Origin of the sequence: Klebsiella sp. HMSC16A12 (assembly GCF_001808265.1) — a bacterium.
Classification (GTDB): Bacteria; Pseudomonadota; Gammaproteobacteria; order Enterobacterales; family Enterobacteriaceae; genus Klebsiella; species Klebsiella pneumoniae.
On sequence record NZ_KV792650.1, the window covers coordinates 39969 to 63895 of the forward strand.

22 protein-coding genes and 3 tRNA genes are annotated in these 23927 nt (G+C 58.0%); 7 read left to right on the plus strand and 18 right to left on the minus strand.

Annotation, left to right across the window (positions count from 1 at the left end; all coding sequences use genetic code 11):
- Positions 1-14 precede the first annotated feature (14 nt).
- Positions 15-1952 carry a murein transglycosylase gene (sltY, locus tag HMPREF3140_RS25755; protein ID WP_040226612.1) on the minus strand — a complete coding sequence of 646 codons (1938 nt, stop codon included), beginning with the start codon at positions 1950-1952 and terminating at the stop codon, positions 15-17.
- A 228-nt stretch (positions 1953-2180) separates the two neighbouring features.
- Between sltY and ettA the strand changes: the two genes are divergently transcribed.
- Complete coding sequence (gene ettA / locus HMPREF3140_RS25760; protein WP_002887805.1) at positions 2181-3848, plus strand: energy-dependent translational throttle protein EttA; 1668 nt, start codon at positions 2181-2183, stop codon at positions 3846-3848.
- Between the two features lie 93 nt (positions 3849-3941).
- On the opposite strand, the gene nadR is transcribed toward ettA, so the two are convergent.
- The 3 genes from nadR to serB are packed head-to-tail and all read right to left on the minus strand — an operon-like array spanning position 3942 to position 7559.
- Positions 3942-5174 carry a multifunctional transcriptional regulator/nicotinamide-nucleotide adenylyltransferase/ribosylnicotinamide kinase NadR gene (gene nadR / locus HMPREF3140_RS25765; protein ID WP_002887802.1) on the minus strand — a complete coding sequence of 411 codons (1233 nt, stop codon included), beginning with the start codon at positions 5172-5174 and terminating at the stop codon, positions 3942-3944.
- A gap of 21 nt (positions 5175-5195) precedes the next feature.
- Positions 5196-6578, minus strand: coding sequence for a DNA repair protein RadA (gene radA / locus HMPREF3140_RS25770; RefSeq protein ID WP_002887800.1), 1383 nt, complete (start codon positions 6576-6578; stop codon positions 5196-5198).
- Positions 6579-6587: 9 nt separating this feature from the next.
- Positions 6588-7559, minus strand: coding sequence for a phosphoserine phosphatase (serB, locus tag HMPREF3140_RS25775; RefSeq protein WP_004177487.1), 972 nt, complete (start codon positions 7557-7559; stop codon positions 6588-6590).
- Between the two features lie 104 nt (positions 7560-7663).
- On the opposite strand from serB, the gene HMPREF3140_RS25780 reads away from it, so the two are divergent.
- Together HMPREF3140_RS25780 and lplA are read left to right on the plus strand one after the other, a co-directional pair.
- Positions 7664-8311: a YtjB family periplasmic protein gene (locus tag HMPREF3140_RS25780; RefSeq protein ID WP_002887794.1), complete on the plus strand. Its 648-nt coding sequence runs from the start codon at positions 7664-7666 to the stop codon at positions 8309-8311.
- Entirely contained in the window at positions 8311-9327 is a 1017-nt protein-coding gene (gene lplA / locus HMPREF3140_RS25785; protein ID WP_004146971.1) for a lipoate--protein ligase LplA, read from the plus strand. Before HMPREF3140_RS25780 ends, lplA begins: the two co-directional genes overlap by 1 nt.
- An 80-nt stretch (positions 9328-9407) precedes the next feature.
- Here lplA and deoD read toward each other — a convergent pair whose 3' ends face one another.
- The 13 genes from deoD to HMPREF3140_RS25850 form a co-directional block, all read right to left on the minus strand.
- Positions 9408-10127: a purine-nucleoside phosphorylase gene (gene deoD, locus HMPREF3140_RS25790; protein WP_002887789.1), complete on the minus strand. Its 720-nt coding sequence runs from the start codon at positions 10125-10127 to the stop codon at positions 9408-9410.
- A 102-nt stretch (positions 10128-10229) separates the two neighbouring features.
- Complete coding sequence (deoB, locus tag HMPREF3140_RS25795) at positions 10230-11453, minus strand: phosphopentomutase (RefSeq protein ID WP_004151380.1); 1224 nt, start codon at positions 11451-11453, stop codon at positions 10230-10232.
- Between the two features lie 52 nt (positions 11454-11505).
- Complete coding sequence (deoA, locus tag HMPREF3140_RS25800) at positions 11506-12828, minus strand: thymidine phosphorylase (RefSeq protein ID WP_002887787.1); 1323 nt, start codon at positions 12826-12828, stop codon at positions 11506-11508.
- A gap of 113 nt (positions 12829-12941) precedes the next feature.
- Positions 12942-13721 carry a deoxyribose-phosphate aldolase gene (gene deoC, locus HMPREF3140_RS25805; protein WP_002887784.1) on the minus strand — a complete coding sequence of 260 codons (780 nt, stop codon included), beginning with the start codon at positions 13719-13721 and terminating at the stop codon, positions 12942-12944.
- Positions 13722-14137: 416 nt separating this feature from the next.
- Positions 14138-15415 (minus strand): NupC/NupG family nucleoside CNT transporter, encoded by a 1278-nt coding sequence (locus HMPREF3140_RS25810; protein WP_009309164.1) that lies wholly within the window; start codon positions 15413-15415, stop codon positions 14138-14140.
- A gap of 130 nt (positions 15416-15545) precedes the next feature.
- Positions 15546-16340, minus strand: a complete 795-nt coding sequence (locus tag HMPREF3140_RS25815) for a metal-dependent hydrolase (RefSeq protein ID WP_002887780.1) — start codon at positions 16338-16340, stop codon at positions 15546-15548.
- The gene (locus HMPREF3140_RS25820; protein ID WP_004146038.1) at positions 16337-17410 is read right to left on the minus strand and encodes a patatin-like phospholipase family protein; all 1074 of its coding nucleotides are present in this window, start codon (positions 17408-17410) and stop codon (positions 16337-16339) included. Before HMPREF3140_RS25820 ends, HMPREF3140_RS25815 begins: the two co-directional genes overlap by 4 nt.
- Before the next feature lie 153 nt (positions 17411-17563).
- Complete coding sequence (locus tag HMPREF3140_RS25825; RefSeq protein WP_002887716.1) at positions 17564-17725, minus strand: DUF1328 domain-containing protein; 162 nt, start codon at positions 17723-17725, stop codon at positions 17564-17566.
- Positions 17726-17854: 129 nt separating this feature from the next.
- Positions 17855-18475: a molecular chaperone OsmY gene (gene osmY, locus HMPREF3140_RS25830; RefSeq protein WP_004146042.1), complete on the minus strand. Its 621-nt coding sequence runs from the start codon at positions 18473-18475 to the stop codon at positions 17855-17857.
- Positions 18476-18694: 219 nt separating this feature from the next.
- On the minus strand, positions 18695-20284 hold the full coding sequence (prfC, locus tag HMPREF3140_RS25835) for a peptide chain release factor 3 (protein WP_002887711.1): 1590 nt from the start codon (positions 20282-20284) through the stop codon (positions 18695-18697).
- A 90-nt stretch (positions 20285-20374) separates the two neighbouring features.
- On the minus strand, positions 20375-21052 hold the full coding sequence (yjjG, locus tag HMPREF3140_RS25840; RefSeq protein WP_032410773.1) for a pyrimidine 5'-nucleotidase: 678 nt from the start codon (positions 21050-21052) through the stop codon (positions 20375-20377).
- Between the two features lie 14 nt (positions 21053-21066).
- Positions 21067-21513 carry a ribosomal protein S18-alanine N-acetyltransferase gene (gene rimI, locus HMPREF3140_RS25845; protein ID WP_032410770.1) on the minus strand — a complete coding sequence of 149 codons (447 nt, stop codon included), beginning with the start codon at positions 21511-21513 and terminating at the stop codon, positions 21067-21069.
- Positions 21482-21895, minus strand: a complete 414-nt coding sequence (locus HMPREF3140_RS25850; protein WP_004146046.1) for a DNA polymerase III subunit psi — start codon at positions 21893-21895, stop codon at positions 21482-21484. The genes rimI and HMPREF3140_RS25850 overlap by 32 nt, the downstream gene beginning before the upstream one ends.
- Positions 21896-21997: 102 nt before the next feature.
- Here HMPREF3140_RS25850 and rsmC point away from each other — a divergent pair, with 102 nt between their 5' ends.
- The 4 genes from rsmC (at position 21998) to HMPREF3140_RS25870 (ending at position 23517) form a co-directional block, all read left to right on the plus strand.
- Positions 21998-23026 carry a 16S rRNA (guanine(1207)-N(2))-methyltransferase RsmC gene (gene rsmC / locus HMPREF3140_RS25855; RefSeq protein WP_032410768.1) on the plus strand — a complete coding sequence of 343 codons (1029 nt, stop codon included), beginning with the start codon at positions 21998-22000 and terminating at the stop codon, positions 23024-23026.
- Between the two features lie 171 nt (positions 23027-23197).
- Positions 23198-23284, plus strand: a tRNA-Leu gene (locus HMPREF3140_RS25860).
- A gap of 28 nt (positions 23285-23312) precedes the next feature.
- Positions 23313-23399, plus strand: a tRNA-Leu gene (locus tag HMPREF3140_RS25865).
- Between the two features lie 31 nt (positions 23400-23430).
- Positions 23431-23517 (plus strand) — tRNA-Leu (locus HMPREF3140_RS25870).
- Between the two features lie 21 nt (positions 23518-23538).
- Here HMPREF3140_RS25870 and HMPREF3140_RS25875 read toward each other — a convergent pair.
- On the minus strand, positions 23539-23778 hold the full coding sequence (locus HMPREF3140_RS25875) for a DUF1435 domain-containing protein (RefSeq protein WP_032412942.1): 240 nt from the start codon (positions 23776-23778) through the stop codon (positions 23539-23541).
- Positions 23779-23927: the final 149 nt, after the last annotated feature.

A 23927-nucleotide genomic window follows, 5' to 3' on the forward strand; every position in this document is an offset into this window, starting at 1 on the left:
ATACTTCCCGGCGATCAGTAACGCTGGCGCCACTCCGCATCGCTGAGGATCTTATCCTGCTGCCCAATAAAGTAGCGGTAGTAGGCGTCATAGGAGAGGACATTCTTCACGTAGCCGCGGGTTTCCGAAAACGGAATACTCTCGACAAACGCCACGGCGTCGATCCGTCCGGCGCTATTCCCCTGCCAGCTGCGTACCCGGCCCGGCCCGGCGTTATAGGCCGCTGAGGCGTAGATACGGTTATTGCCGAACTGCTGATAAACGTACTGCAGATAGCTGGTGCCGATATTGATGTTGGTTTCCGGATCCAACAGCTGCGACGGGCCGCTGTAGCCGGGAATGCTGAACATACTGACGGTATGCGTCGCGGTGCCCGGCATAATCTGCATCAGTCCGCTGGCGCCGACCGGCGAGCGCACTTTCGGGTTCCAGGCGCTCTCCTGACGGGCAATCGCCATCGCGTAGCTCTGCGGAATATCTTTGCCGCTAACATAGCGGGCAAACAGGTCGTTATAGGCCAGCGGGAAACGTTCTTCCAGCTGATCCCACAGCTTACCGGCGATCGTCGCCTGCACGCTCAGATCCCACCAGTGCTGATCGAAGGCATAGCGCGCCAGCTGCGCCTGCTGGGATTTGGTGCGACTAGTGACCAGGTTGGCCCATTCGGTGCGCGCGGTGTTATCCATATTCCAGTACATCAGCTCACGTACCCGCGCCATCTCCGGCCCGGAGGCCAGCGCCGGATCGATGGTGCCCGAGGCTTTATCGATGCGGAAGGTATACTCCTCGCCAAGACGCTGCGCGGCGACCATCGGGTAGAAGCCTCGCTGTTGCATCAACGAGCGAAGGATCGCCTGCGCCTCCTCATCCCTGCCGCGCTCCAGCAGCAGATCCGCCTGCCAGTAGCGCCATTCGTCTTTCTCTTTCGCCTCCATCGGCAGACGCGCCAGCCAGGTGTTGAGGCCATGGCGATCGCCCGTCCCCAACGCCATCCGTACCCGCCGCTCCACCAGCGGCGTGGACTGCGAACGCATGATTGCGTCATCGCGCCAGATGGCCTGCTCTTCGGTTACATCGCTACCCATCAGGCGCCAGGCGACAATATCGCGCAGTTCCTGGGTCTGATCCTCATTGAGCTGCTGAGCCTGTACCAGCGAAGGGATCATCAGGCGGGCATTTTCCACGTCCTGGCGGGCGACGCTGGCGAAGGCGACGGCGGCCATCTGACGGGTAAAGTCCGTCGCCCCGGTGGTGCGGGCGAAGGTGAGGACGCTGTTTGGATCGTTAGCCAGGGCGACCACGGCGCTGGCGATGCTCTGGTAGTTGGCGGGCATTTGCTGGGCCAGCGATTTCACCAGCCCGATATTGCCGGCCTTCATCGCCAGGCGGATCCGTTCGAGATAGGCCAGCGGATCCTGCTGACCGGAGTCGCGCCAGGCGCTGAACAGCGGTTCACAGGCGCCGGGCTGATTCTTGCCCGTCAACCACAGCTCTTTCGCCCCGCTCCAGGCCTCCTGCGACTGCCCCACGCTCAGCTTGGCGTAGTAATAGTTGCACTGCGCCTCGGTGCTGGTCGGCTTATCCGGGCTAAACGCCAGCAAGCCGCGCCAGTCGCTGCGCCGGGCCAGTTCATTCACGAAGCGCGAACGTAATGAACGCGCAGGGGGCAGCGTCGGATTGGCGTCAATAAAGTTTTTCACCACCAGCGCCGGCTGGTTCATCAGATCGTCGGTGATCTGTCGGTACTGCAAATAGGGATACAGGGGATAGGTGCTTAACGTGGGCATCAGCTGGTCGACTACATCCATCTGCCGGTTATCCCACGCCTGCTTAATTTGTGCGTAGCGGCTGCGCTGTTCATCCAGTGAATCCGCATGCGCCAGCTGACTCAACGTCAACAAACCAACGCTGGCAGCCAAAAGATGCCACGCCATTTTTTTGGCTTTTTCCACAAGCTCTTCCTCTTTCCGGTGCATTTTCGCAGCATCGTGCCGCTTAAAAACCCCTGCCGGTTCGGCAGGCGGCTTTACTTATGCTAATCAGACAACGCTAAACGCGCCATGTCCTGGACATTTTTTTACGCTTCTGTGAATCCTGTCGCCTCGCTGGGATTAGCGCGCGAAAAAGGCTACACTTCGGCTTTGAACTATCTATCAAAATAGAAAGAGGCGAAGTCCAACGTGGCTCAATTCGTTTATACCATGCATCGTGTCGGCAAAGTGGTTCCGCCGAAACGTCATATTTTGAAAAATATCTCCCTCAGCTTTTTCCCTGGCGCGAAAATCGGTGTGCTCGGTCTGAACGGCGCCGGTAAATCTACCCTGCTGCGCATCATGGCCGGTATCGACACCGAGATCGAAGGTGAAGCGCGTCCGCAGCCCGGCATCAAAATCGGCTACCTGCCGCAGGAGCCGCAGCTCAACCCGGAGCACACCGTGCGCGAGTCCGTGGAAGAAGCGGTCGCCGAAGTGGTTAACGCGCTGAAGGGTCTGGACGAAGTCTATGCCAAATACGCCGAGCCGGATGCGGACTTCGATAAGCTTGCCGCACAGCAAGGCAAGTTCGAAGAGATTATCCAGGCGCACGACGGCCACAACCTGAACGTCCAGCTGGAGCGCGCGGCCGACGCCCTGCGCCTGCCGGACTGGGATGCGAAAATCGCTAATCTTTCCGGTGGTGAACGCCGCCGCGTCGCGCTGTGCCGTCTGCTGCTGGAAAAACCGGATATGCTGCTGCTCGACGAACCGACCAACCACCTCGACGCCGAGTCCGTCGCCTGGCTGGAACGCTTCCTGCACGACTTCGAAGGCACCGTGGTGGCGATTACCCACGACCGTTACTTCCTTGATAACGTCGCCGGCTGGATCCTCGAGCTTGACCGCGGCGAAGGTATTCCGTGGGAAGGCAACTACTCCTCCTGGCTGGAGCAGAAAGACCAGCGTCTGGCGCAGGAAGCTTCTCAGGAAGCCGCACGCCGCAAATCTATCGAGAAAGAACTCGAGTGGGTTCGCCAGGGCGCGAAAGGCCGTCAGTCTAAGGGCAAAGCCCGCCTGGCGCGCTTTGAAGAGCTTAACAACGTTGAATATCAGAAACGTAACGAGACTAACGAACTGTTCATTCCGCCAGGCCCGCGTCTGGGCGATAAAGTTCTGGAAGTCAGCCATCTGCGCAAATCCTACGGCGACCGCGTTCTGATTGACGATCTGAGCTTCTCGGTACCGAAAGGCGCTATCGTCGGCATCATCGGTCCGAACGGCGCGGGTAAATCCACCCTCTTCCGCATGATGTCTGGCCAGGAACAGCCTGATTCCGGCACCATCACCCTGGGTGAAACCGTTAAGCTGGCTTCCGTCGATCAGTTCCGCGACGCGATGGACAACAGTAAGACCGTGTGGGAAGAAGTGTCTGGCGGCCTGGATATCATGAAGATCGGCAACACCGAGATGCCGAGCCGCGCCTACGTGGGCCGCTTTAACTTCAAAGGCGTCGACCAGGGTAAACGCGTTGGCGAGCTGTCCGGCGGTGAACGTGGTCGTCTGCACCTGGCGAAACTGCTGCAGGTCGGCGGTAACGTCCTGCTGCTCGATGAACCAACCAACGACCTGGATATCGAAACCCTGCGCGCGCTGGAAAACGCCCTGCTGGAGTTCCCGGGCTGCGCGATGGTTATCTCGCACGACCGCTGGTTCCTTGACCGTATTGCCACCCACATTCTGGATTACCAGGATGAAGGTAAGGTTGAGTTCTTCGAAGGTAACTTTACCGAGTACGAAGAGTACAAGAAACGCACTCTCGGCGCCGACGCGCTGGAGCCGAAGCGAATCAAGTACAAACGTATCGCGAAATAAAACGCAAAAAGGCAACGCAAGTTGCCTTTTTTAATGTTTGCTCCCTCTCCCATTGGGAGAGGGTTGGGGTGAGGGCAACAGCCCGCAGAGCCCCTACCCCTGCTCGCCCATCAGCTGTTTCACCAGCTCGACGCAGCGCAGGAACCGGGCATCGTAGTCCGACTCCTTCACATGAACGAATTCGATCTCGTTCTCTTTCAGCAGCGATACCAGCAACGACTGAAACTCTTTACGATCCACCGAGCTCCCAAGACTGCGCAGTCCATCGGCCACCCACGGGGTATTGTTCTCCAGCAGGATCACCAGGTCGAAGCGGTATTCATCAATCAGCGCCTGCACAAACGGGTGCTCACGTCCCTCGTACTTCAGACAGAAGGCCTGAGTGCTGACGAAGTCGGTATCGATGAACGCCACCTTGTTGGCATATTTCACCGCAAAATCAATATACTGCGCATGCCCAAGGGCAATTTTATCGTAATCCGAATACTGGAGCGCCATCTCATCGCCGCCGAGATGCGAAAAAACATAATCCCGGCCATATTCCCAGGCGCTGGTGGTATTGAAGATATTGGCGAGTTTATTGACCAGCGTCGATTTACCGCTCGACTCGCCGCCGAGGATCGCCACCGTCCGCACAAAGAACGGTTTCACTTCCGTCGGAATATATTCCCAGTAGCGGAACGGGTTCTCGCGGATCTGCCCGCCGCTAATATTCATAAAGGTCCGCTTAGGATCGATAAGCACCGTCTCGATCCCCAGATGCTCAAGGTACTGCGGCGCATCGGCCTCTTCCGAGGTATAGATCCGGTTCGGCTCGATCCCTTTTTCGCTCATAAAAGCGCGGATCCCATGGCTCCACACGTCCCAGCCGTGCGGATAGGGCTCCATCCCCTCTTCATTGAAGGCGTGGATGCGAATATTCTTCTGATATTTAAAGGTTTGCAGCAGCCAGCGCAGGCGGTCAGGCACCGTCGGCTGTTGCGACATGGCGCTCTCTTCAAACAGCTCGCGGTCGCGGGTATCGTCATAGCCCATAATGATATGCAGCTCATCGACCTGGCTACAGGCGCGCTGTATCAGGTAGATATGCCCGGTATGCAGTGGGTAAAACTTACCAAACACCACGCCGACGCTTTTCTGTCGGCGGGGAAACTCCAGCCCGAGGAAACGATGCAGCGCTTCAAGCTTCTGCGCGCTCGGGCTTTTGATTTTGGCATTCAGCAGCTGGCTGAGATACCCCTTGGTCATTCCGCTGGCTTCCGCCACCTGCTGCAGGGTACAGCCTTTCTGCTTAATGGCGCTTTTTAAATAGTCAAATGACGACATCGCTAATCTCCTTTTAACTTATTATAAGTCGTCAAAAACGCTTAGCGCGTCTGAAAGCTTTTTCACGCCAAAGATTTGCATGCCTTCCGGCACTTTTTTCGGCACATTGGCCGCCGGGACGATGGCGCGACGGAAGCCGTGCTTCGCCGCTTCGGAGATACGCTCCTGACCGCTCGGTACCGGGCGAATTTCCCCGGCCAGCCCCACTTCGCCAAAGACCACCAGATCCTGCGGCAGAGGACGGTCGCGCAGGCTGGAGACCATCGCCAGCAGCAGCGCCAGGTCGGCGCTGGTTTCCGTGACCTTCACCCCGCCGACCACATTGACGAAGACGTCCTGATCGGCCATCTGTAGGCCGCCGTGACGGTGCAGCACCGCCAGCAGGATCGCCAGACGGTTCTGTTCCAGCCCCACCGCAACGCGGCGCGGGTTGGACATCATCGAGTGATCGACCAGCGCCTGGATCTCCACCAGCAGCGGGCGGGTCCCTTCCCAGACCACCATCACCGAGCTACCGGAGGTGATTTCATCTCCCCGGCTGAGGAAGATAGCGGACGGGTTGCTCACTTCGCGCAGGCCCTGCTCGGTCATGGCGAAGACGCCCAGCTCGTTCACCGCGCCAAAGCGGTTTTTATGGCTGCGCAACGTGCGGAAGCGGGAGTCGGCATCCCCGTCCAGCAGCACCGAGCAGTCGATACAGTGCTCCAGCACCTTCGGACCGGCCAGCGAGCCGTCTTTGGTGACGTGGCCGACCATCACAATCGCCACGCCGCGAGTTTTAGCAAAGCGCGTCAAATAGGCCGCGGTTTCCCGTACCTGGGCGACGCTGCCCGGCGACGACTGCACGTCGGCCATATGCATCACCTGGATGGAGTCGATCACCATCAGCTGCGGCTTTTCTTCATCGGCGATCTGACAGATCTGCTCAATGCTGGTTTCCGAGAGCATGTTCAGGTTGGCCGTTGGCAACCCGAGACGATGGGCGCGCATCGCCACCTGCTGCAGGGACTCCTCCCCGGTGACGTACAGGGTTTTCATCCCTTCCGCCAGTTTGCAGAGGGTTTGCAGCAGCAGCGTCGATTTGCCCGCGCCGGGGTTGCCGCCAATTAGGATCGCGCTGCCCGGCACCACGCCGCCGCCCAGCACGCGGTCAAATTCTTTAAAGCCGGTGGAGAAACGCGGCAGCGCCTCCAGGCTGATATCTGACAGCTTCTGCACCTTCGACACGCCGGCGTTACCGGCATAGCCTGAAAGACGCTCGTTTCTCGCCACCTGCGGCGACGCGGCGATGCGCATCTCGGTGATGGTGTTCCAGGCATGGCAGGCGCTGCACTGCCCCTGCCAGCGCGGATAATCCGCACCACATTCATTACAGACAAATGCGCGTTTTGGAGCTTTCGCCACGTTTACCTCTTACTTTTGGTTCATGCTGCCCGAGAGAATACAGAATACCCCCATCAGGTCAGCGTGGCGGATAGTCACTTCCGCCTGTTCATTCACTTTGGGCTTCGCGTGATAGGCGATGCCAAGCCCTGCTGCCTTAATCATCGGCAGGTCGTTGGCGCCATCGCCGATAGCCACGGTTTGCGCCGTTGGGATCTCATACTTTTCCGCCAGCTTGCGCAACGTATTGGCTTTATATTTCGCATCGACGATATCGCCGAGCACGTTGCCGGTGAGCTTGCCGTCGCGGATCTCCAGCTCATTGGCGAATACCGCGTCGAGATGCAGTTTGTCGCGCAGATACTCGGCAAAGAAGGTGAAACCGCCGGAGGCGATCGCCACTTTCCAGCCCAGCGTTTCCAGCTTGAGCACCAGCTGCGCCAGGCCCGGCATCAGCGGCAGCGCGTCGCGAACCTGCAGTAAAATACTGGCATCGGCGTCTTTCAGCGTCGCCACGCGCTGGCGCAGGCTGGCGGTGAAGTCCAGCTCGCCACGCATCGCCCGCTCGGTCACTTCCGAGACCAGCTCGCCGGTGCCGGCCAGTTTCGCGATCTCATCGATGCATTCGATCTGAATCGCCGTGGAGTCCATGTCCATCACCAGCAGGCCCGGGGTGCGCAAATGGGGAATTTTACCCAATGGCGCGACGTCCAGCCCCGCCTCATGCGCCAGTCGCGTCGCACGGGGAGTCAGCGAACCGGCCAAACGGATCACCTGGTAATCCTCGACCACCCAGGAGGCAACGATCACTAACGCGGCGCCCAGCTCACGCTGCCACGCCGTCAGCCGACGTTTATCCAGACCGCGACCATACAGCAGCCAGCCGCTGCGCCCGGCGTGATAATCCAGCGGCATGACCTCGTCGCCGCTCAGGGAAAGCGGCAACCCAGGCCACAGGGAAACGTCTTCAGGCAGGTCGCACCAGGTCAAACTGTTAGGCATTACGGCTCCACATCTCTTCATTCAGGCGAGGAAAATAACGCATGAGGCTACCTTGTAACCAGCGCTTCTGGCAACATTAAGCTGCAAATTTTCAAAGGTGGAATATGGTTCGCGCAAAACTGAAATTCCGGCTGCATCGTGCGGTCATTGTTCTTATCTGTCTCGCCCTGCTCGTCGCGCTGATGCAGGGCGCTTCGTGGTTCAGTCAGAACAGTCAGAAACAACGCAATCCGCAGCTGGAAGAGCTGGCCCGCACGCTGGCGCAGCAGGTGGTGCTGAATCTCGCGCCGCTGATGCGCAGCGAGACGCCTGACGAGAAGCGCATCAATCAGCTGTTGACCCAGCTAACTCATAACAGCCGCGTCCTGGACGCCGGGGTATATGACGAACAGGGCGACCTGGTGGCGCGCTCTGGCGAAAGCGTCGAGGTTCGCGACCGGCTGGCGCTGGATGGCAAAAAAGCCGGCGGCTACTTCAACCAGCAGATTGTCGAACCGGTGCCAGGAAAAAACGGCCCGCTGGGCTACCTGCGTCTGACCCTCGATACTCATACCCTGGCGACCGAGGCGAAGCAGGTGGATAATACCACCAATATCTTACGCCTGATGCTGTTACTGTCCCTGGCTATCGGCGTGGTGCTGACCCGCACGCTGCTGCAGGGCAAACGCACCCGCTGGCAGCAATCGCCCTTCCTGCTCACCGCCAACAAGCCGGTTGAGGATGAAGACGATGAAAAGAAAGGAAATCTATAATGTCCACATTGCGCCTCCTGCTCTCTGACTCTTACGACCCGTGGTTCAACCTGGCGGTCGAGGAGTGCATTTTCCGCCAGATGCCCGCCACCCAGCGGGTGCTGTTCCTGTGGCGCAATGCCGATACCGTGGTCATCGGCCGCGCGCAGAACCCGTGGAAGGAGTGTAATACCCGCCGCATGGAGGAAGACCATGTGCGGCTGGCCCGTCGCAGCAGCGGCGGCGGCGCGGTGTTCCACGACCTCGGCAATACCTGCTTTACCTTTATGGCAGGCAAACCGGAGTACGACAAAACCGTCTCCACCGCTATTGTGCTGACGGCGCTTAATTCACTCGGCGTAACCGCCGAAGCCTCCGGGCGCAACGATCTGGTGGTCAAAACCGACAGCGGCGACCGCAAAGTCTCCGGCTCCGCCTATCGTGAAACCATGGACCGCGGTTTTCATCACGGCACCCTGCTGCTCAACGCCGATTTAAGCCGTCTCGCCAACTACCTCAACCCGGACCAGAAAAAGCTGCAGGCTAAAGGCATTACCTCGGTGCGCGGACGGGTGGCGAACCTGGTTGAGCTGCTGCCGGGCATTACCCATCAGCAAGTTTGCGAGGCGATCCAGGAAGCATTCTTCAGCCATTACGGCGAACGGGTGGACGCCGAGGTGATCTCCCCGGACAACACGCCGGATCTACCAAATTTTGCTGAGACCTTCGCCCGTCAGAGCAGCTGGGAGTGGAACTTCGGCCAGGCGCCGGCCTTCTCTCATCTTCTGGACGAGCGCTTTCGCTGGGGCGGCGTTGAGCTGCATTTTGACGTCGAAAAAGGGCATATCACCCGCGCGCAGGCCTTTACCGATAGCCTGAACCCGGCGCCGCTGGAGGCCCTGGCGGCACGCTTAGTCGGCTGTCAGTATCGGGCGGAAGTATTACAGCAGCAGTGCGAGGCGCTGGTCGGCGATTTCCCGGAGCAGGAAGCGGAACTGAAAGAACTGTCGGCGTGGATTGCCGGCGCGGTGCGCTGATAAAAAAAGCCCGCTGCGCTTAGCGGGCCTGGAAAACCGTAGGCCGGGTCAGACGAAGCCGCCACCCGGCACAACAGCTCTTACTCTTTATCGCCCAGCAGCACGGATTCCAGCGCGATTTTGATCATGTCGTTGAAGGTCGTCTGACGTTCAGCGGCAGTGGTCTGCTCGTGGGTACGGATGTGGTCGGAGACGGTGCAGATGGTCAGCGCTTTCGCGCCGAACTCCGCCGCCACGCCGTAGATACCCGCCGCTTCCATTTCCACGCCCAGAATGCCGTATTTTTCCATCACGTCGAACATGGACGGGTCCGGCGTATAGAACAGGTCTGCGGAGAAGATGTTGCCGACGCGCGCGTCAACGCCCAGCGCTTTCGCCGCGTCTACCGCATTACGCACCATGCCGAAATCGGCAATCGCCGCAAAATCATGGTCTTTGAAACGCAGACGGTTCACTTTAGAGTCGGTGCACGCGCCCATGCCGATCACCACGTCACGCAGTTTGACATCTTCACGCACCGCGCCGCAGGAGCCCACGCGGATGATTTTCTTCACGCCGAAATCGGTGATCAGCTCTTTGGTGTAGATAGAGCAGGACGGGATACCCATCCCGTGGCCCATCACGGAGATTTTGCGGCCTTTATAGGTACCGGTGAAGCCCAGCATGCCGCGCACGTTGTTCACTTCACGCACGTCTTCGAGGAAGGTTTCTGCAATGTGCTTCGCGCGCAGCGGGTCGCCCGGCATCAAAACGACGTCAGCGAAATCGCCCATTTCTGCGTTAATGTGAGGAGTTGCCATCTTCAGTTCCTTTTACATTGTTGTTTTTGCCGGGTGGCGGCTACGCCTTACCCGGCCTACAAATCGTAGGCCCGGATCGCTGTGCGCCACCGGGCAATGACCTCAGAACATGGCTTTGCCATATTCCATGTCAGACGTACCAAAGTATTTCGCAATAGTCTGGCCGATGTCCGCGAAGGTTTCACGGTGACCGAGCGAACCTGGTTTCACTTTCGGGCCGTACACCAGCACCGGGATATGCTCGCGGGTGTGGTCAGTACCAGTCCAGGTCGGGTCGCAGCCGTGGTCGGCGGTGAGGATCAGGATGTCGTCCTCACCAACCAGCTCCATCAGCTCCGGCAGACGGCGGTCGAAGAGCTCCAGACCCGCCGCGTAGCCAGCGACGTCACGACGGTGGCCCCAGGAGGAGTCAAAATCGACGAAGTTAGTGAAGACGATAGTCTCGTCGCCCGCTTCCTTCATCTCTTTGATGGTCGCGTCGAACAGCGCGTCCAGTCCGGTGGCTTTCACTTTCTTAGTGATACCGCAGTTGGCGTAGATATCGGCGATTTTACCCACGGACACCACGTGGCCGTTTTTCTCGTCGACCAGCTTCTGCAGCACGGTCGGCGCCGGCGGCTCTACCGCCAGGTCGTGACGGTTACCGGTACGCTGGAAGTTACCGGCTTTGTCGCCCACGAAAGGACGAGCAATCACGCGACCAATGTTATAGCCGCCTTCGGTCAGCTCTTCACGCGCGATTTCGCACAGCTCATACAGCTTGTCGAGGCCAAAGGTCTCTTCGTGACAGGCGATCTGGAACACCGAGTCAGCGGAGGTATAGAAGATCGGTTTCCCGGTTTTCATATGCTCTTCGCCGAGCTGATCGAGGATCACCGTCCCGGAGGAGTGGCAGTTGCCGAGATAGCCCGGCAGGTTGGCGCGTTTCACCAGCTTATCCAGCAGCTCCTGCGGGAAGCTGTTTTCCTGGTCGCTGAAGTAGCCCCAGTCAAACAGCACCGGCACGCCGGCGATTTCCCAGTGGCCGGACGGGGTATCTTTACCGGAAGAAAGTTCATGCGCCCAGGCATAGGCGCCAATCACTTCGGCATTGCCATCCATACCCGCGGCAATTTTACCGGTGGAGCCTTCATGCGCTTTCACCAGACCCAGACGAGTCAGGTTCGGTAAATTCAGCGGGCCTTTGCGGCCGTGGTCAGCCTCGCCTTTGGCGCAGGCTTCTGCAATGTGGCCCAGCGTATCGGCGCCGACGTCGCCAAAGCGGTCTGCGTCTTCCGTTGCGCCAATCCCAAAGGAGTCCAGCACCATGATAAATGCACGTTTCATCTTGTTCTCCATACATCTTGCGCTGCAAAAAAGCGATCAGATCAGTATATCGCTATTCAGTGATACGGCGATAGACTGTCGGTGTAATTTCCGGGGCTTTATCGTCCAGTTTAATGGCCGCTTTGACCGCTTTCGCGGCCTCCTGCCAGCTGTTCTCGTCTTTGGCATGGATCACCGCCAGCGGACGCTGTCCGTCGACGCGGTCACCCAGACGCGCCATCTCGGTAAAGCCAACGCTATAGTCAATGGTGTCCGATGCCTGACGGCGGCCGCCGCCCATAGAAACCACTGCCATGCCCAGCGCGCGAGTATCCATCGCGCTGATAAAACCTTCGGTATCAGCATAGACTGCTTTGCTCAGCATCGCCGTCGGCAGATAATTAGCATAATTCTCGACAAAGTCGCTCGGCCCTTTCTGCGCCGCGACCATGCGGCCAAACACTTCCGCCGCTTTACCGTTATCCAGCACCGCCTGCAGCTTCGCGCGCGCCTCGGCATCGTCCGCCGCCAGCTTGCCGGAGATCAGCATTTCCACACACAGCGCCATTGTCACGTCGAACAGGCGCGGGTTGCGGTATTCGCCGGTCAGGAACTGCACCGCTTCGCGAACTTCAACGGCGTTGCCGGCGCTGGAGGCCAGTACCTGATTCATATCGGTCAGCAGCGCGGTGGTGCGCACGCCGGCGCCGTTGGCGACACCCACGATCGCTTCGGCCAGCGCGGCAGAGAGTTCATAAGTCGGCATAAACGCGCCGCTGCCGACTTTGACGTCCATCACCAGCGCATCCAGCCCTTCCGCCAGCTTCTTCGCCAGAATCGAGGCGGTAATCAGCGGGATGGAGTCCACCGTCGCGGTAATATCGCGGGTGGCATAGAAACGTTTGTCGGCCGGGGCAAGGGAGCTGGTCTGCCCGATAATTGCCACGCCAACATCTTTTATAATCTCGCGGAAGCGGTTGTCGTCCGGGAAGATATCGAAGCCCGGGATCGCTTCCAGTTTGTCCAGCGTACCGCCGGTATGGCCGAGGCCGCGGCCGGAGATCATCGGTACGTAACCACCGCAGGCGGCCACCATCGGCCCCAGCATCAGCGAAGTGACATCCCCGACGCCGCCGGTAGAGTGTTTATCGACGATCGGACCGTTAAGGTTGAGGCTTTTCCAGTCCAGAACGGTACCGGAATCCCGCATCGCCATGGTCAGCGAAACGCGCTCCGGCATAGACATATCGTGGAAGAAGATGGTCATCGCCAGCGCGGCGATCTGCCCTTCAGAGATAGTATTGTCGCGGATGCCGTTGATGAAAAAGCGGATCTCTTCATCGCTTAATGCCTGACCATCACGTTTTTTACGAATAATTTCTTGTGCGAGAAACACGGTAACCTCCCAAAGAGAATAAATTGCCGGATGACGGCGCGAGCGCCTTATCCGGCCTACAGGCATCAATTCGTAGGCCGGATAAGCGCAGCGCCATCCGGCAAATCAAGGGATTAGTAGCTGCTGGCGCTCTTGCCGTCGCCGTGACCCAGGGCTTTCAACAGGCTAGCCAGCAGGCTGGATGCGCCAAAACGATAGTGACGAGAATCGGCCCAGTCGGCGCCGAACAGTTCATCAGCGATCGCCAGGAACTGCTGCGCGTCTTCCGCGCTGCGCACGCCGCCCGCCGGTTTGAAGCCAACGGTTTTCTCAACGCCCATATCGCGGATCACTTCCATCATGATGCGCGCGCTTTCCGGCGTGGCATTCACCGGCACTTTACCGGTCGAGGTTTTGATGAAATCGGCCCCAGCTTTGATAGAGATTTCAGACGCTTTACGGATCAGCGCTTCTTCTTTCAGCTCACCGGTTTCGATGATCACTTTCAGCAGCACGTTAGCCGCCGCACAGGCTTCCTTACAGGCTTTCACCAGCTCGAAACCGACCTGCTCGTTGCCGGCGATCAGCGCGCGGTACGGGAAGACCACGTCCACTTCGTCAGCGCCGTAAGCGATCGCCGCGCGGGTTTCCGCCAGCGCAATGTCGATATCGTCATTCCCGTGCGGGAAGTTGGTGACCGTGGCGATGCGAATATCCGGCGTCCCCTGCTCATTCAGCGTCTTACGGGCGATCGGGATGAAGCGCGGGTAGATGCAGACCGCCGCGGTGTTACCCACCGGCGTTTTCGCCTGATGACACAGGGCAATGACTTTCTCATTGGTGTCGTCGTCATTCAGGGTGGTCAGGTCCATCAGTTTTAACGCGCGCAGGCTGCTTGCTTTTAAATCAGTCATTTCATACTCCGCCGGCGTCATGCCGGATCAATAGTTTGTTCACCTTGCGAGTCTGTTACTATTGTAACATTCGCTCGTCGTTACACTTCGACATTCATCACAGTTAATGAAAACTACTTACTAATTTGCATTACTGTAACGTGATTAAAATCACAAATTAGCACTCAATACCGCAGCAATTATCGTTAGTCCCCTCTTAAGCATAATCGATACTATACCGCCGATGAGAATGTGATAATTCTAACACACAATAACAGATGCACTCGATAGCGTGGCGCACATTTTGCCCAATTTACGGGCAATAAAAACGCTACAAATTGAAATATAAACTATTTTTCAAAAGAGAGAGAGGTGATGGAATTATCACATTTACTGCAACACCAGCGGCACGGTGGCCGCTGGTTCAGGAGACAGGCTTACAGGGCGAGAAAAACCCCGGCTATGGTGGCGCTCATCAGGTTGGACAGCGTCCCCGCCGCTACCGCACGTAGCCCAAGCTGAGCGATATCCTGCCGCCGGTTGGGCGCCATTCCCCCGAGTCCGCCAATCAGAATGGCGATCGATGACAGGTTGGCAAAGCCGCACAGCGCGAAAGAGATAATGGCTTTGGTGTGATCTGAAATGACCTGCAGCCCGGCCGCCGCCACTTCGGCATCCGCCTTTAAATATTCGCCAAAGTTCATGTAGGCCACAAACTCGTTAATGATCAGCTTCTGGCCGATAAACGACCCCGCCACCGTCGCTTCGTGCCACGGCACGCCAATCACCCACGCCAGCGGTGAGAAGATCCAGCCGAGGATCATCTGCAGCGACAGCTCAGGATGGTTAAACCAGCCGCCGACGCCGGAGAGTATGCCGTTCAGCAGGGCGATCAGCGCAATAAACGCCAGCAGCATCGCGCCGACGTTGAGCGCCAGTTGCATACCAGACGCGGCGCCGGAGGCGGCAGCATCCAGCACGTTGGCCGGTTTATCCGCGTCAGCGCTTTGGCTGTCATGAGCCGGGTTATCGTCCGGTTTGTCCGTTTCCGGTACGATAATTTTGGCAAACAGCAGACCTCCCGGCGCCGCCATAAACGACGCGGCAATAAGGTACTCCAGCGGAACGCCCATCTGCGCATAGCCCGCCAGTACCGAGCCCGCCACCGAGGCCAGGCCGCCGCACATGACCGCAAACAGCTCCGAGCGAGTCATGGTGGCGATATAAGGACGCACCACCAGCGGCGCTTCGGTCTGGCCAACAAAGATGTTCGCCGTGGCCGACAGCGATTCGGTACGTGAGGTCTTCAGCACTGCCCGCAGCGCGCCGCCGAGAATGCGAATGACCAGTTGCATAATGCCCAGGTAGTAAAGCACGGCAATCAGCGACGAGAAGAAGACGATCACCGGCAGCACGCGCAGGGCAAAGACGAAGCCGCCGCCGCCAAACACCTCGAACATTTTATCGGAGACCAGCCCGCCGAAGATGAAACTAATCCCTTCATTGCCGTAGGCAATAACGCTGGCGACGCCATTCGACATCGCTAATAGCGCCGCGCGCCCGGCCGGTACATACAATATTAACGCGCCGATACCCACCTGGATTATCCAGGCGCCGAGCACGGTGCGCAGGTTAATGGCTTTTCGGTTATTGGAGAGCAGCACAGCAATGGCCAATAGCGCCACCATGCCGATAAGTCCCATGAGGATTTGCATACAGATTCCCTGTGTTTTTGATAGTCCAGTACTAACCGCGTGATTATATCGGCCTGAAACTATCCTGCCCGTCTGGCTTCACACATTTTAAGCAAATCAATGATATGGATGGACAATTATGAGAAATCGATCACCATACAGAGGCCGGGGGAAGGGAAAACAAGGCGAGCGTATTGTGCATGATCCCTTCTTCTATGGCTGCCGGCGACTCCGGACGCAGTTCACACAGCGCCTCAAATACCCGTGCAGCTTGTTCCGGTCGATTGGGCTGTCCCTGAAAGCCATTTAGCGGCATATCCGGCGCATCGGTCTCCAGCAGCAGAGCGGAAAGCGGCAGACGCGCCATCACTTCACGGGTTTTACTGGCGCGGGGATAGGTAATGGTGCCGCCAACGCCGATCTTATAGCCAAGCTGAACGAAGCGCTCGGCCTGCTGCAGGCTGCCGGCAAAGCCATGGATGACTCCGGTACGCGGCAGGGCATGTTTTTTCAGCAGCATCGCCAGCTTATCGTGGGTGCGTCTGGAGTGGAGGATCACCGGCAGATCGTAACGCTTCGCCAGCCTCAGCTGCGCTTCCAGCAGCGCCTGCTGACGATCAAACTGCGGATCGTCGCGATAAAGATCGAGGCCAATCTCTCCCACCGCCACCAGTTTAGGCGGCCGCTGCGCCATCAAGGCTTCCAGCTGCGCCAGTCCCTCATCAGTATGCTCTTCGATGACGATCGGATGCATACCCAGCGCGGCGTACAGCGCTTCGTGCTGAGCTGCCAGCGCCAGCACGCGGCTAAAACGCTCAGCAGAGATGGCTGGAACGATAATTCGCCCGACGCCGGCCTGCGCCGCACGCGCCAGGCTGGCGACCTCATCTGCCGCGAAGGGGGGAAAATCAAAGTGACAGTGGGTATCGATAAAACGGTGCGTCACGCCAGATCCTCATGATCAAAACTGGGGTCATTCGCCTGGGGCGCAGGAATGATGGTCGCCTGGGGCGCTTCATTGGCCACCGGCACCGGCGGCACCACCACCGGCGCGGGCCGGGCAATACGCGGCGCGTGGCGCAGCAGCGGCGGCTGGTCGGCCAGTAGTTTACCCACAGTTGCCAGGAAATAACGGCCGCACTGGCGCCCGGTTTTGTAGTCCTCCAGCAGCGCCGGTAGTCGGCTGCCAAGCGCCATGCTGCGCAGCGGCCGCTGCGGATAGATTTCGAAGATCCGCAACTTACCCGGCGGTTTCTCGATGAACTGCTGGATGGCGCGGTAGGTGGTTTCGTGATGATGCACCAAATTGACCAGCGGTTGCAGACTACTCTCTCCCAGCCAGCGCTCCATCCGCTTGAACCACTGCGGGGTATAAAACATCTGCGAAGGGACGGTACGGATCACCACGATGGTCTGGGCGCCGCGGCGGGCCGCCTCCTGCACCGGGATCGCATCGCTGACGCCGCCGTCCAGGTAGCTAACGCCGTCGAGCAACACGCCGCTGCGATAAAAGCCGGGGATGGCGCTGGAGGCGCGGATCAGATCCAGCCACGTTTGCGGCGTCGGCGAAAAATAGCTGGCGGAGTAATCGTCACCGCGGCAAGCGCATAGCCACAGCTCTTTGCCCAACGCGAACTGCGCTTCGGCATAGTTCATGGCAAGCGGCATTTGCTGCGAAGTGGCCTCAACCAGCCAGTCGAGATCGATAAGGTTGCCGCCGCGCACAAAGCGCATCGGATCGAAAAACTGGCGTGAAGTGGTGTAGCGGGTGATAACTTTGCGGGCATAGCCTTGCTGATTACACATGTAGGCGGAGAGGTTTTGCGCGCCGGCGGAAGTACCCAGCATCAGGTCAAAGGGGTTAAATCCGGCGCGCATAAATTCGTCCAGCACCCCGGCAGTAAAAATCCCTCGCTGTCCTCCGCCTTCGCATACCAGCGCCAGCTTGCCTGGTCGGAAGGGTTTAACCGCCAGCGGGGCGATATTGCCCAGCGTGACGGGAATGCGTTGCCCCACCCTGCTTTCCTGTTCGATTGATCTTCTCCTGACAAGGTAACGCAATTTGCCCGCCGCTTAAACCGCGAAAGCCAGTCCTCAGGACTGGCTTTGTGTAAGATGACGTGTCAGTAAAAATGCTTAGGCTTCAGTATCGCCCGCATCGCGGGCCGCCTAAGGACGTCTGCGTCCTGTAAACAGGCTCACCAGGAACAAGATAATCCCGACGACAAAGACGATTTTCGCAGCGCCAGCGGCCGTACCCGCCAGACCACCAAAGCCCAGAGCCGCAGCAATTAATGCAATGACCAGAAAAATAATTCCCCATCGAAACATACTTTTCTCCTTACCATAATGGACGGTGAACAGCGGTTTGCGCACCCTTTCTGTATAGCTCATCGCTCAGTGGATGCTGCTATTCGTTCGGCAACCTTGGCCAGACAACACTTTTGTTAATAACTCGGTTTACTTAACGCTAAGATCGTTGCGCACGCTTTTCACACCGGAGACCGCTTTCGCAATCTCTGCGGCACGCTCCGCCTGCGCCGCGGAAGCCACCGTACCGGTCAGATGTACCGCGCCGGCGTTGGTTTCGACTTTCACATTGCGCGAAGGGACAATGTCATCCGCCAGCAGCTTGGCTTTCACTTCGCTGGTAATGGCGGTATCCCCGGCATAGCCTTTCAGCGTCGCCGTCTCGCTCGATGATTTATGATGGACCGTCAGCTTGTCGTTAACGTGTGAGACGCCTTTGACCTCTTTCGCTACGCTCAGTGCCTGACTTTTCTGTTCAGCACTGGTGACGTCGCCGCTGAGGGTGACCACTTTATTCTCCGTTTTCACCGAAATATCGCCGGAGTTAATATCTTTATGGTCGATCAGCGCCGCTTTTACCCGTGCGGTAATGGTACTGTCATCCATAAAATCGCCGACTTTGTTAATCGAATTATCTACCGCCTCTCCCGCATTGCTGGCAGCCGACTTCGCACTGTCTACCGTTGTTTTTTCCGTCTCTGCCGAGGCGTTCAACGCGGCTAAGCCTAAGAAGAGCGCCAGCAACATATTGGCATTCTTTAGTCTGGTCATCGTTATGTCCTCGTTTTTTCACCAGCGCTGGCGTCTTATCGCAGTGAATTACGCCAGCATTTTTAAAAACACGAATTAAATATAGTAGACAGACGAAGGGGTTGCGGAGGATATGGATAAAAAACAGACGAATTAGCGGTGTTTTAAGAACTTTCCAGAAGGAAGGGAACGGGGGCGTAATCAGAAAAAAGCGCGGCCTGCGCCGCGCTTCGTCAGGGATTAGTGCTCGCGCGTTTTGCGGAACACCACGTCAGGGTAACGCTCCTGCGTCAGGTTCAGGTTGACCATTGTCGGGGCGATGTAGGTCAGGTTATCGCCGCCATCCAGCGCCAGCTGAACTTCATTTTTCCGCTTGAACTCTTCGAACTTCTTCACGTCAGTAGATTCAACCCAGCGCGCGGTGGCCACGTTGACCGATTCGTAAATCGCTTCCACGTTGTATTCGCTTTTCAGACGCGCTACCACCACGTCAAACTGCAGCACGCCGACGGCGCCAACGATCAGATCGTTATTAGCGATCGGGCGGAAAACCTGGACCGCGCCCTCTTCAGAGAGCTGAACCAGCCCTTTCAGCAGCTGTTTCTGCTTCAGCGGATCCTTCAGGCGAATACGACGGAACAGTTCCGGCGCGAAGTTCGGAATACCGGTGAACTTCATCATCTCGCCCTGGGTAAAGGTATCGCCAATCTGAATGGTGCCGTGGTTATGCAGGCCGATGATATCGCCTGGGTACGCTTCTTCAACGTGCGAGCGATCGCCCGCCATAAAGGTCAGCGCGTCGGAAATCACTACGTCCTTGCCGATACGCACCTGACGCAGCTTCATGCCTTTTTCATATTTGCCGGACACCACCCGCATGAAAGCCACGCGGTCGCGGTGTTTCGGATCCATGTTGGCCTGAATTTTAAACACGAAGCCGGTGAATTTCTCTTCCGTGGCGGTGACTTCACGCGTGTCGGTGTTGCGCGGCATCGGCGCCGGGGCCCACTCCACCAGGCCATCCAGCATATGGTCAACGCCGAAGTTACCTAACGCGGTTCCGAAGAAGACCGGGGTGATTTCCCCGGCCAGGAACAGATCTTTGTCGAACTCATTCGACGCCCCCTGCACCAGCTCCAGCTCGTCACGCAGCTGCTGCGCCAGGTCTTCCCCCACCGCCGCGTCGAGATCCGGGTTGTTGAGCCCCTTCACGATACGCACTTCCTGGATGGTGTGGCCTTTACCGGTCTGATACAGGTAGGTTTCGTCTTTGTAGAGATGATAAACGCCTTTGAACAGCTTGCCGCAGCCGATAGGCCAGGTAATCGGCGCGCAGCCTATTTTCAGCTCGTTCTCGACTTCATCCAGCAGCTCCATCGGATCGCGGATATCACGGTCGAGTTTGTTCATAAAGGTGAGGATCGGCGTATCGCGCAGACGGGTGACTTCCATCAGCTTACGGGTCCGATCTTCGACGCCTTTTGCCGCGTCAATCACCATCAGGCAGCAGTCCACCGCCGTCAGGGTACGGTAGGTATCTTCGGAGAAGTCTTCGTGCCCCGGGGTATCCAGCAGGTTCACCAGGCAGTCATGATACGGGAACTGCATTACCGAGGTGGTGATCGAGATACCACGCTGCTTTTCCATCTCCATCCAGTCGGATTTCGCGTGCTGGCTGGAACCACGACCTTTTACTGTACCGGCGGTCTGAATCGCCTGTCCGAACAGCAGCACCTTTTCGGTGATGGTGGTCTTACCGGCATCCGGGTGAGAAATAATGGCAAAAGTGCGGCGTTTGGCCACCTCTTGCAGATAAGGAGACAACGTCATAATTAATCTTCTAAGTAAACGCGGCCATGGGCCACGCATGTGGAATACGAAAAATTGCGGCTATTTTACCCATCAACGGGGGGGAGGCAATCAGTGTTTACACAGGAGCTGCTCCAGTTCGCTTAACGAGGTCACCGTCCAGTCCGGCTCGAGATCCGCCGGCAGCTCGCGCTGATGCGCATTGAGCCAGCAGGTCGCCAGTCCGGCGTTCACGCCGCCGCGAATATCCGACTCGGCGGTATCACCGACCATCAGCACCCGCGAGCGCGGTGGGTTACCCGCCTGCGCCAGCGCATAATCGAAAATACGCGCGTCCGGCTTGGCGACACCCACCTGTTCAGAAATAATCAGCAAATCAAAGTGATCGCATAAACCTGTCCGCTCCAGACGAGTCTGCTGCAGCGAGGTAAAGCCGTTGGTGATGATGCCCATTCTGACCTTGCCCTGCAGCGCGTTGAGCAGCGAGACCGCGCCCGGCAACGGGGCACAGATTTCCGCCATCGCATTCATAAACGCGTCGTTGAGTTCCCCGGGCGGCACATTCAAACGTTCCGCCCAGCTGTCAAAACGCTGGTGCTGCAGCTGCAGCGAGGTGATGGCGCCGTTTTGGTAATCCACCCATAGCGGCTTGTTCACGGCCTGATAGTCCTGAAAATCTTCGGCGGTAAAGGTCACGCTGTAGTCGAGAAACATCCGCTGCAAGCCGCTGAAAGAATCAAACGTAAACAGCGTTTCATCGGCATCAAAGAAAATCCAGTCCCATTTCATCGTATCACCTTGTGTTACATACTGATTGGCAGAGCCATAATAATGGCGTCTTCGCATCCGTCGGCCGTAGGATAGTAGTTGCGGCGGATGGTTGCCTCATTGAAACCTACGCTCTCATACAGCGCGATGGCGGCAACGTTGGATGCTCGCACCTCCAGCCACAGCGTGACGACGCCGAGTTTTTCGACTTCATCAATGACATGCTCCAGCAGCGCTCGCCCCAGGCCGCGGCGCTGGTACGCGGGATCGACGGCGATATTGAACAGCGTCGCCTCATCCAGCACCACTTGCGTAATGGCGAAAGCCGCCATTTCGCCATCTACCGATAGCTGATAGTTGCAATAGCGCTCCCCCTGGTTACTGGCCAGAGTCTGTTCGCTCCACGGGAAAGCGTGGGCGCGTTTTTCGATGTGCCAGGCTTTGGTTAAATCAGCCGTGCTGAGGGTAGAAATCGTGTTCATGTGCGCAGATTTGTTGCCAGAGCGCCCTGCGAGCCGGCGCGCTGGTCTGGAGTTCATCAAAAGCGGGGGTGGACACCTGGGCGCCCGCCAGCGGCAGCGACGCCTCTGTGCCCAACCGCCAGCTGTTGCAGCGGCTGTCCTGCGGCAGCATCGCCACCCGCTCCGGAGTCAGCTGCAGGACCTGATCTGGCGTCACGGCCAGCGCGCGTAATATGTCGCCAATCAGCGGCTCTGTCAGCGACGGCGGGGTTTCCGCCACCATCACCAGACGAATATGTTCAGGAAGCGAGATAGCGATTTCGCCCTGCAACGCCCCCGGTCGGCGCAGCGACCACTGGGTAATGCCCAGCTGCTGTAATTGCCAGTCTCGTCGGGATGTCATAGCGAAACACTCCTGTTAAACAAGCGCGCAATATAGCAAATCCGTCGTATCTGCGCCAACAAACTACTATAATCGGCGCCAGTCTTAATGAAGGAGTGTTTCATGTCCGCTTTTACCCCGGCAAGTGAAGTCTTGCTGCGCCACAGTGATGATTTCGAGTCCGCCCGCGTTCTGTTTGCCGGTGACCTGCAGGATGACCTGCCTGCGCGTCTGGATACCGCGGCCAGCCGCGCCCACACCCAACAGTTCCACCACTGGCAGGTCCTCAACAGCCAGATGGGTGACACCGTCCGTTTTAGCTTAGTGGCTGAGGCCGCTGACGTCGCCGAATGCGACACCCTGATCTACTACTGGCCAAAGAACAAACCAGAGGCGCAGTTCCAGCTGATGAACCTGCTCTCTCTGCTGCCGGTGGGAAGCGACATTTTCGTCGTCGGTGAAAACCGCAGCGGCGTCCGCAGCGCGGAGCAGATGCTGGCTGAATACGCGCCATTAAACAAAGTGGATAGCGCCCGCCGCTGTGGCCTCTATCATGGCCGTCTGGAAAAGCAGCCGACCTTCGACGCCGACGCATTCTGGGGCGAATACACACTGGATAATCTGACGATAAAAACCCTGCCGGGCGTCTTCAGCCGCGACGGTCTGGACGTCGGCAGCCAGCTGCTGCTCTCCACCCTCGAGCCGCATACCAAAGGGAAAGTGCTCGACGTCGGCTGCGGCGCGGGCGTGCTGGCCGCCGCGCTGGCCAGCCATTCACCGAAAGTGCGCCTCACCCTGTGCGACGTCAGCGCCCCGGCGGTCGAAGCCAGCCGCGCGACGCTTGCCGCCAACGGCCTGGCTGGCGATGTGTTTGCCAGCAACGTCTTCTCCGAGGTCAATGGTCGCTTCGACATGATCATCTCCAACCCGCCATTCCATGACGGCCTGCAGACCAGTCTCGAAGCCGCCCAGGCGCTGATCCGCGGCGCGGTTCGCCATCTGAACAGCGGCGGCGAGCTGCGCATTGTCGCCAACGCCTTCCTGCCGTATCCGCAGGTGCTGGATGAGACGTTCGGCTTCCATGAGGTGATCGCCCAGACCGGGCGCTTTAAGGTCTATCGCACCATCATGACCCGTCAGGCGAAAAAATAATCGTCTTTTCACGCCGGCGGCCCGCTCCTGGTACCGCTGGCGCTTCCCGCGGGCAAATCCGCCCATTTTTGCAGCAATCGATACAACCTGCATAATTAACTATTGACGTGTCGCCGAAAACCACTAGAATGCGCCTCCGTGGTAACGATACTTTCAGAGTATCGATGGTATGCGAAGGTGGCGGAATTGGTAGACGCGCTAGCTTCAGGTGTTAGTGTCCTTACGGACGTGGGGGTTCAAGTCCCCCCCCTCGCACCATAATCCACGAAGATATTGCTCGCACTGGGCGAAGGTGGCGGAATTGGTAGACGCGCTAGCTTCAGGTGTTAGTGTCCTTACGGACGTGGGGGTTCAAGTCCCCCCCCTCGCACCAACGAGGCAATATCTCAAAGAAAGAATACTGTGCGAAGGTGGCGGAATTGGTAGACGCGCTAGCTTCAGGTGTTAGTGTCCTTACGGACGTGGGGGTTCAAGTCCCCCCCCTCGCACCAATATTCTTCCCTCTCCCGGCATTATCCTCTCAGTTTAATATCCACAATCATCAGCATTATTCCGCCGATCAACGCGACACACGATGGCAGCAGGATAAAATGGCGCAATTGACGATGCCAGATCATCGCCGCGGACATCAGCATGCCCACCGCGACCAGTACCCGCCATACGTCAGCCGACACTCCGGCATACCCGAGAGCGACAATTAGCGCGCCGGAAATCATCACTCCCCAGCCGCTTCCTAATGCTCGCTGCAGCATGGTTTCACCTCTTACAACGATAATGATAACCAATATCATATGATAATCTTTATCATTTGTCATTTGCGACGTGCTCTGCCCCTTTTTCTTTACGTTCGCGGTAATGACATACATTCATGGGTGATGGTGCCAACTTACTGATTTAGTGT

Coding starts and splice junctions, on each gene's coding strand:
- HMPREF3140_RS25825 (WP_002887716.1), bottom strand. CDS start 17,725: ATGTTTCGATGGGGAATTATTTTTCTGGTCATTGCATTAATTGCTGCG.
- HMPREF3140_RS25850 (WP_004146046.1), bottom strand. CDS start 21,895: ATGACATCCCGACGAGACTGGCAATTACAGCAGCTGGGCATTACCCAG.
- HMPREF3140_RS25875 (WP_032412942.1), bottom strand. CDS start 23,778: ATGCTGCAGCGAGCATTAGGAAGCGGCTGGGGAGTGATGATTTCCGGC.
- HMPREF3140_RS25780 (WP_002887794.1), top strand. CDS start 7,664: ATGGTTCGCGCAAAACTGAAATTCCGGCTGCATCGTGCGGTCATTGTT.
- prfC (WP_002887711.1), bottom strand. CDS start 20,284: ATGACGTTGTCTCCTTATCTGCAAGAGGTGGCCAAACGCCGCACTTTT.
- deoB (WP_004151380.1), bottom strand. CDS start 11,453: ATGAAACGTGCATTTATCATGGTGCTGGACTCCTTTGGGATTGGCGCA.
- yjjG (WP_032410773.1), bottom strand. CDS start 21,052: ATGAAATGGGACTGGATTTTCTTTGATGCCGATGAAACGCTGTTTACG.
- lplA (WP_004146971.1), top strand. CDS start 8,311: ATGTCCACATTGCGCCTCCTGCTCTCTGACTCTTACGACCCGTGGTTC.
- serB (WP_004177487.1), bottom strand. CDS start 7,559: ATGCCTAACAGTTTGACCTGGTGCGACCTGCCTGAAGACGTTTCCCTG.
- HMPREF3140_RS25810 (WP_009309164.1), bottom strand. CDS start 15,415: ATGCAAATCCTCATGGGACTTATCGGCATGGTGGCGCTATTGGCCATT.
- deoD (WP_002887789.1), bottom strand. CDS start 10,127: ATGGCAACTCCTCACATTAACGCAGAAATGGGCGATTTCGCTGACGTC.
- osmY (WP_004146042.1), bottom strand. CDS start 18,475: ATGACCAGACTAAAGAATGCCAATATGTTGCTGGCGCTCTTCTTAGGC.
- deoC (WP_002887784.1), bottom strand. CDS start 13,721: ATGACTGATTTAAAAGCAAGCAGCCTGCGCGCGTTAAAACTGATGGAC.
- rsmC (WP_032410768.1), top strand. CDS start 21,998: ATGTCCGCTTTTACCCCGGCAAGTGAAGTCTTGCTGCGCCACAGTGAT.
- nadR (WP_002887802.1), bottom strand. CDS start 5,174: ATGTCGTCATTTGACTATTTAAAAAGCGCCATTAAGCAGAAAGGCTGT.
- rimI (WP_032410770.1), bottom strand. CDS start 21,513: ATGAACACGATTTCTACCCTCAGCACGGCTGATTTAACCAAAGCCTGG.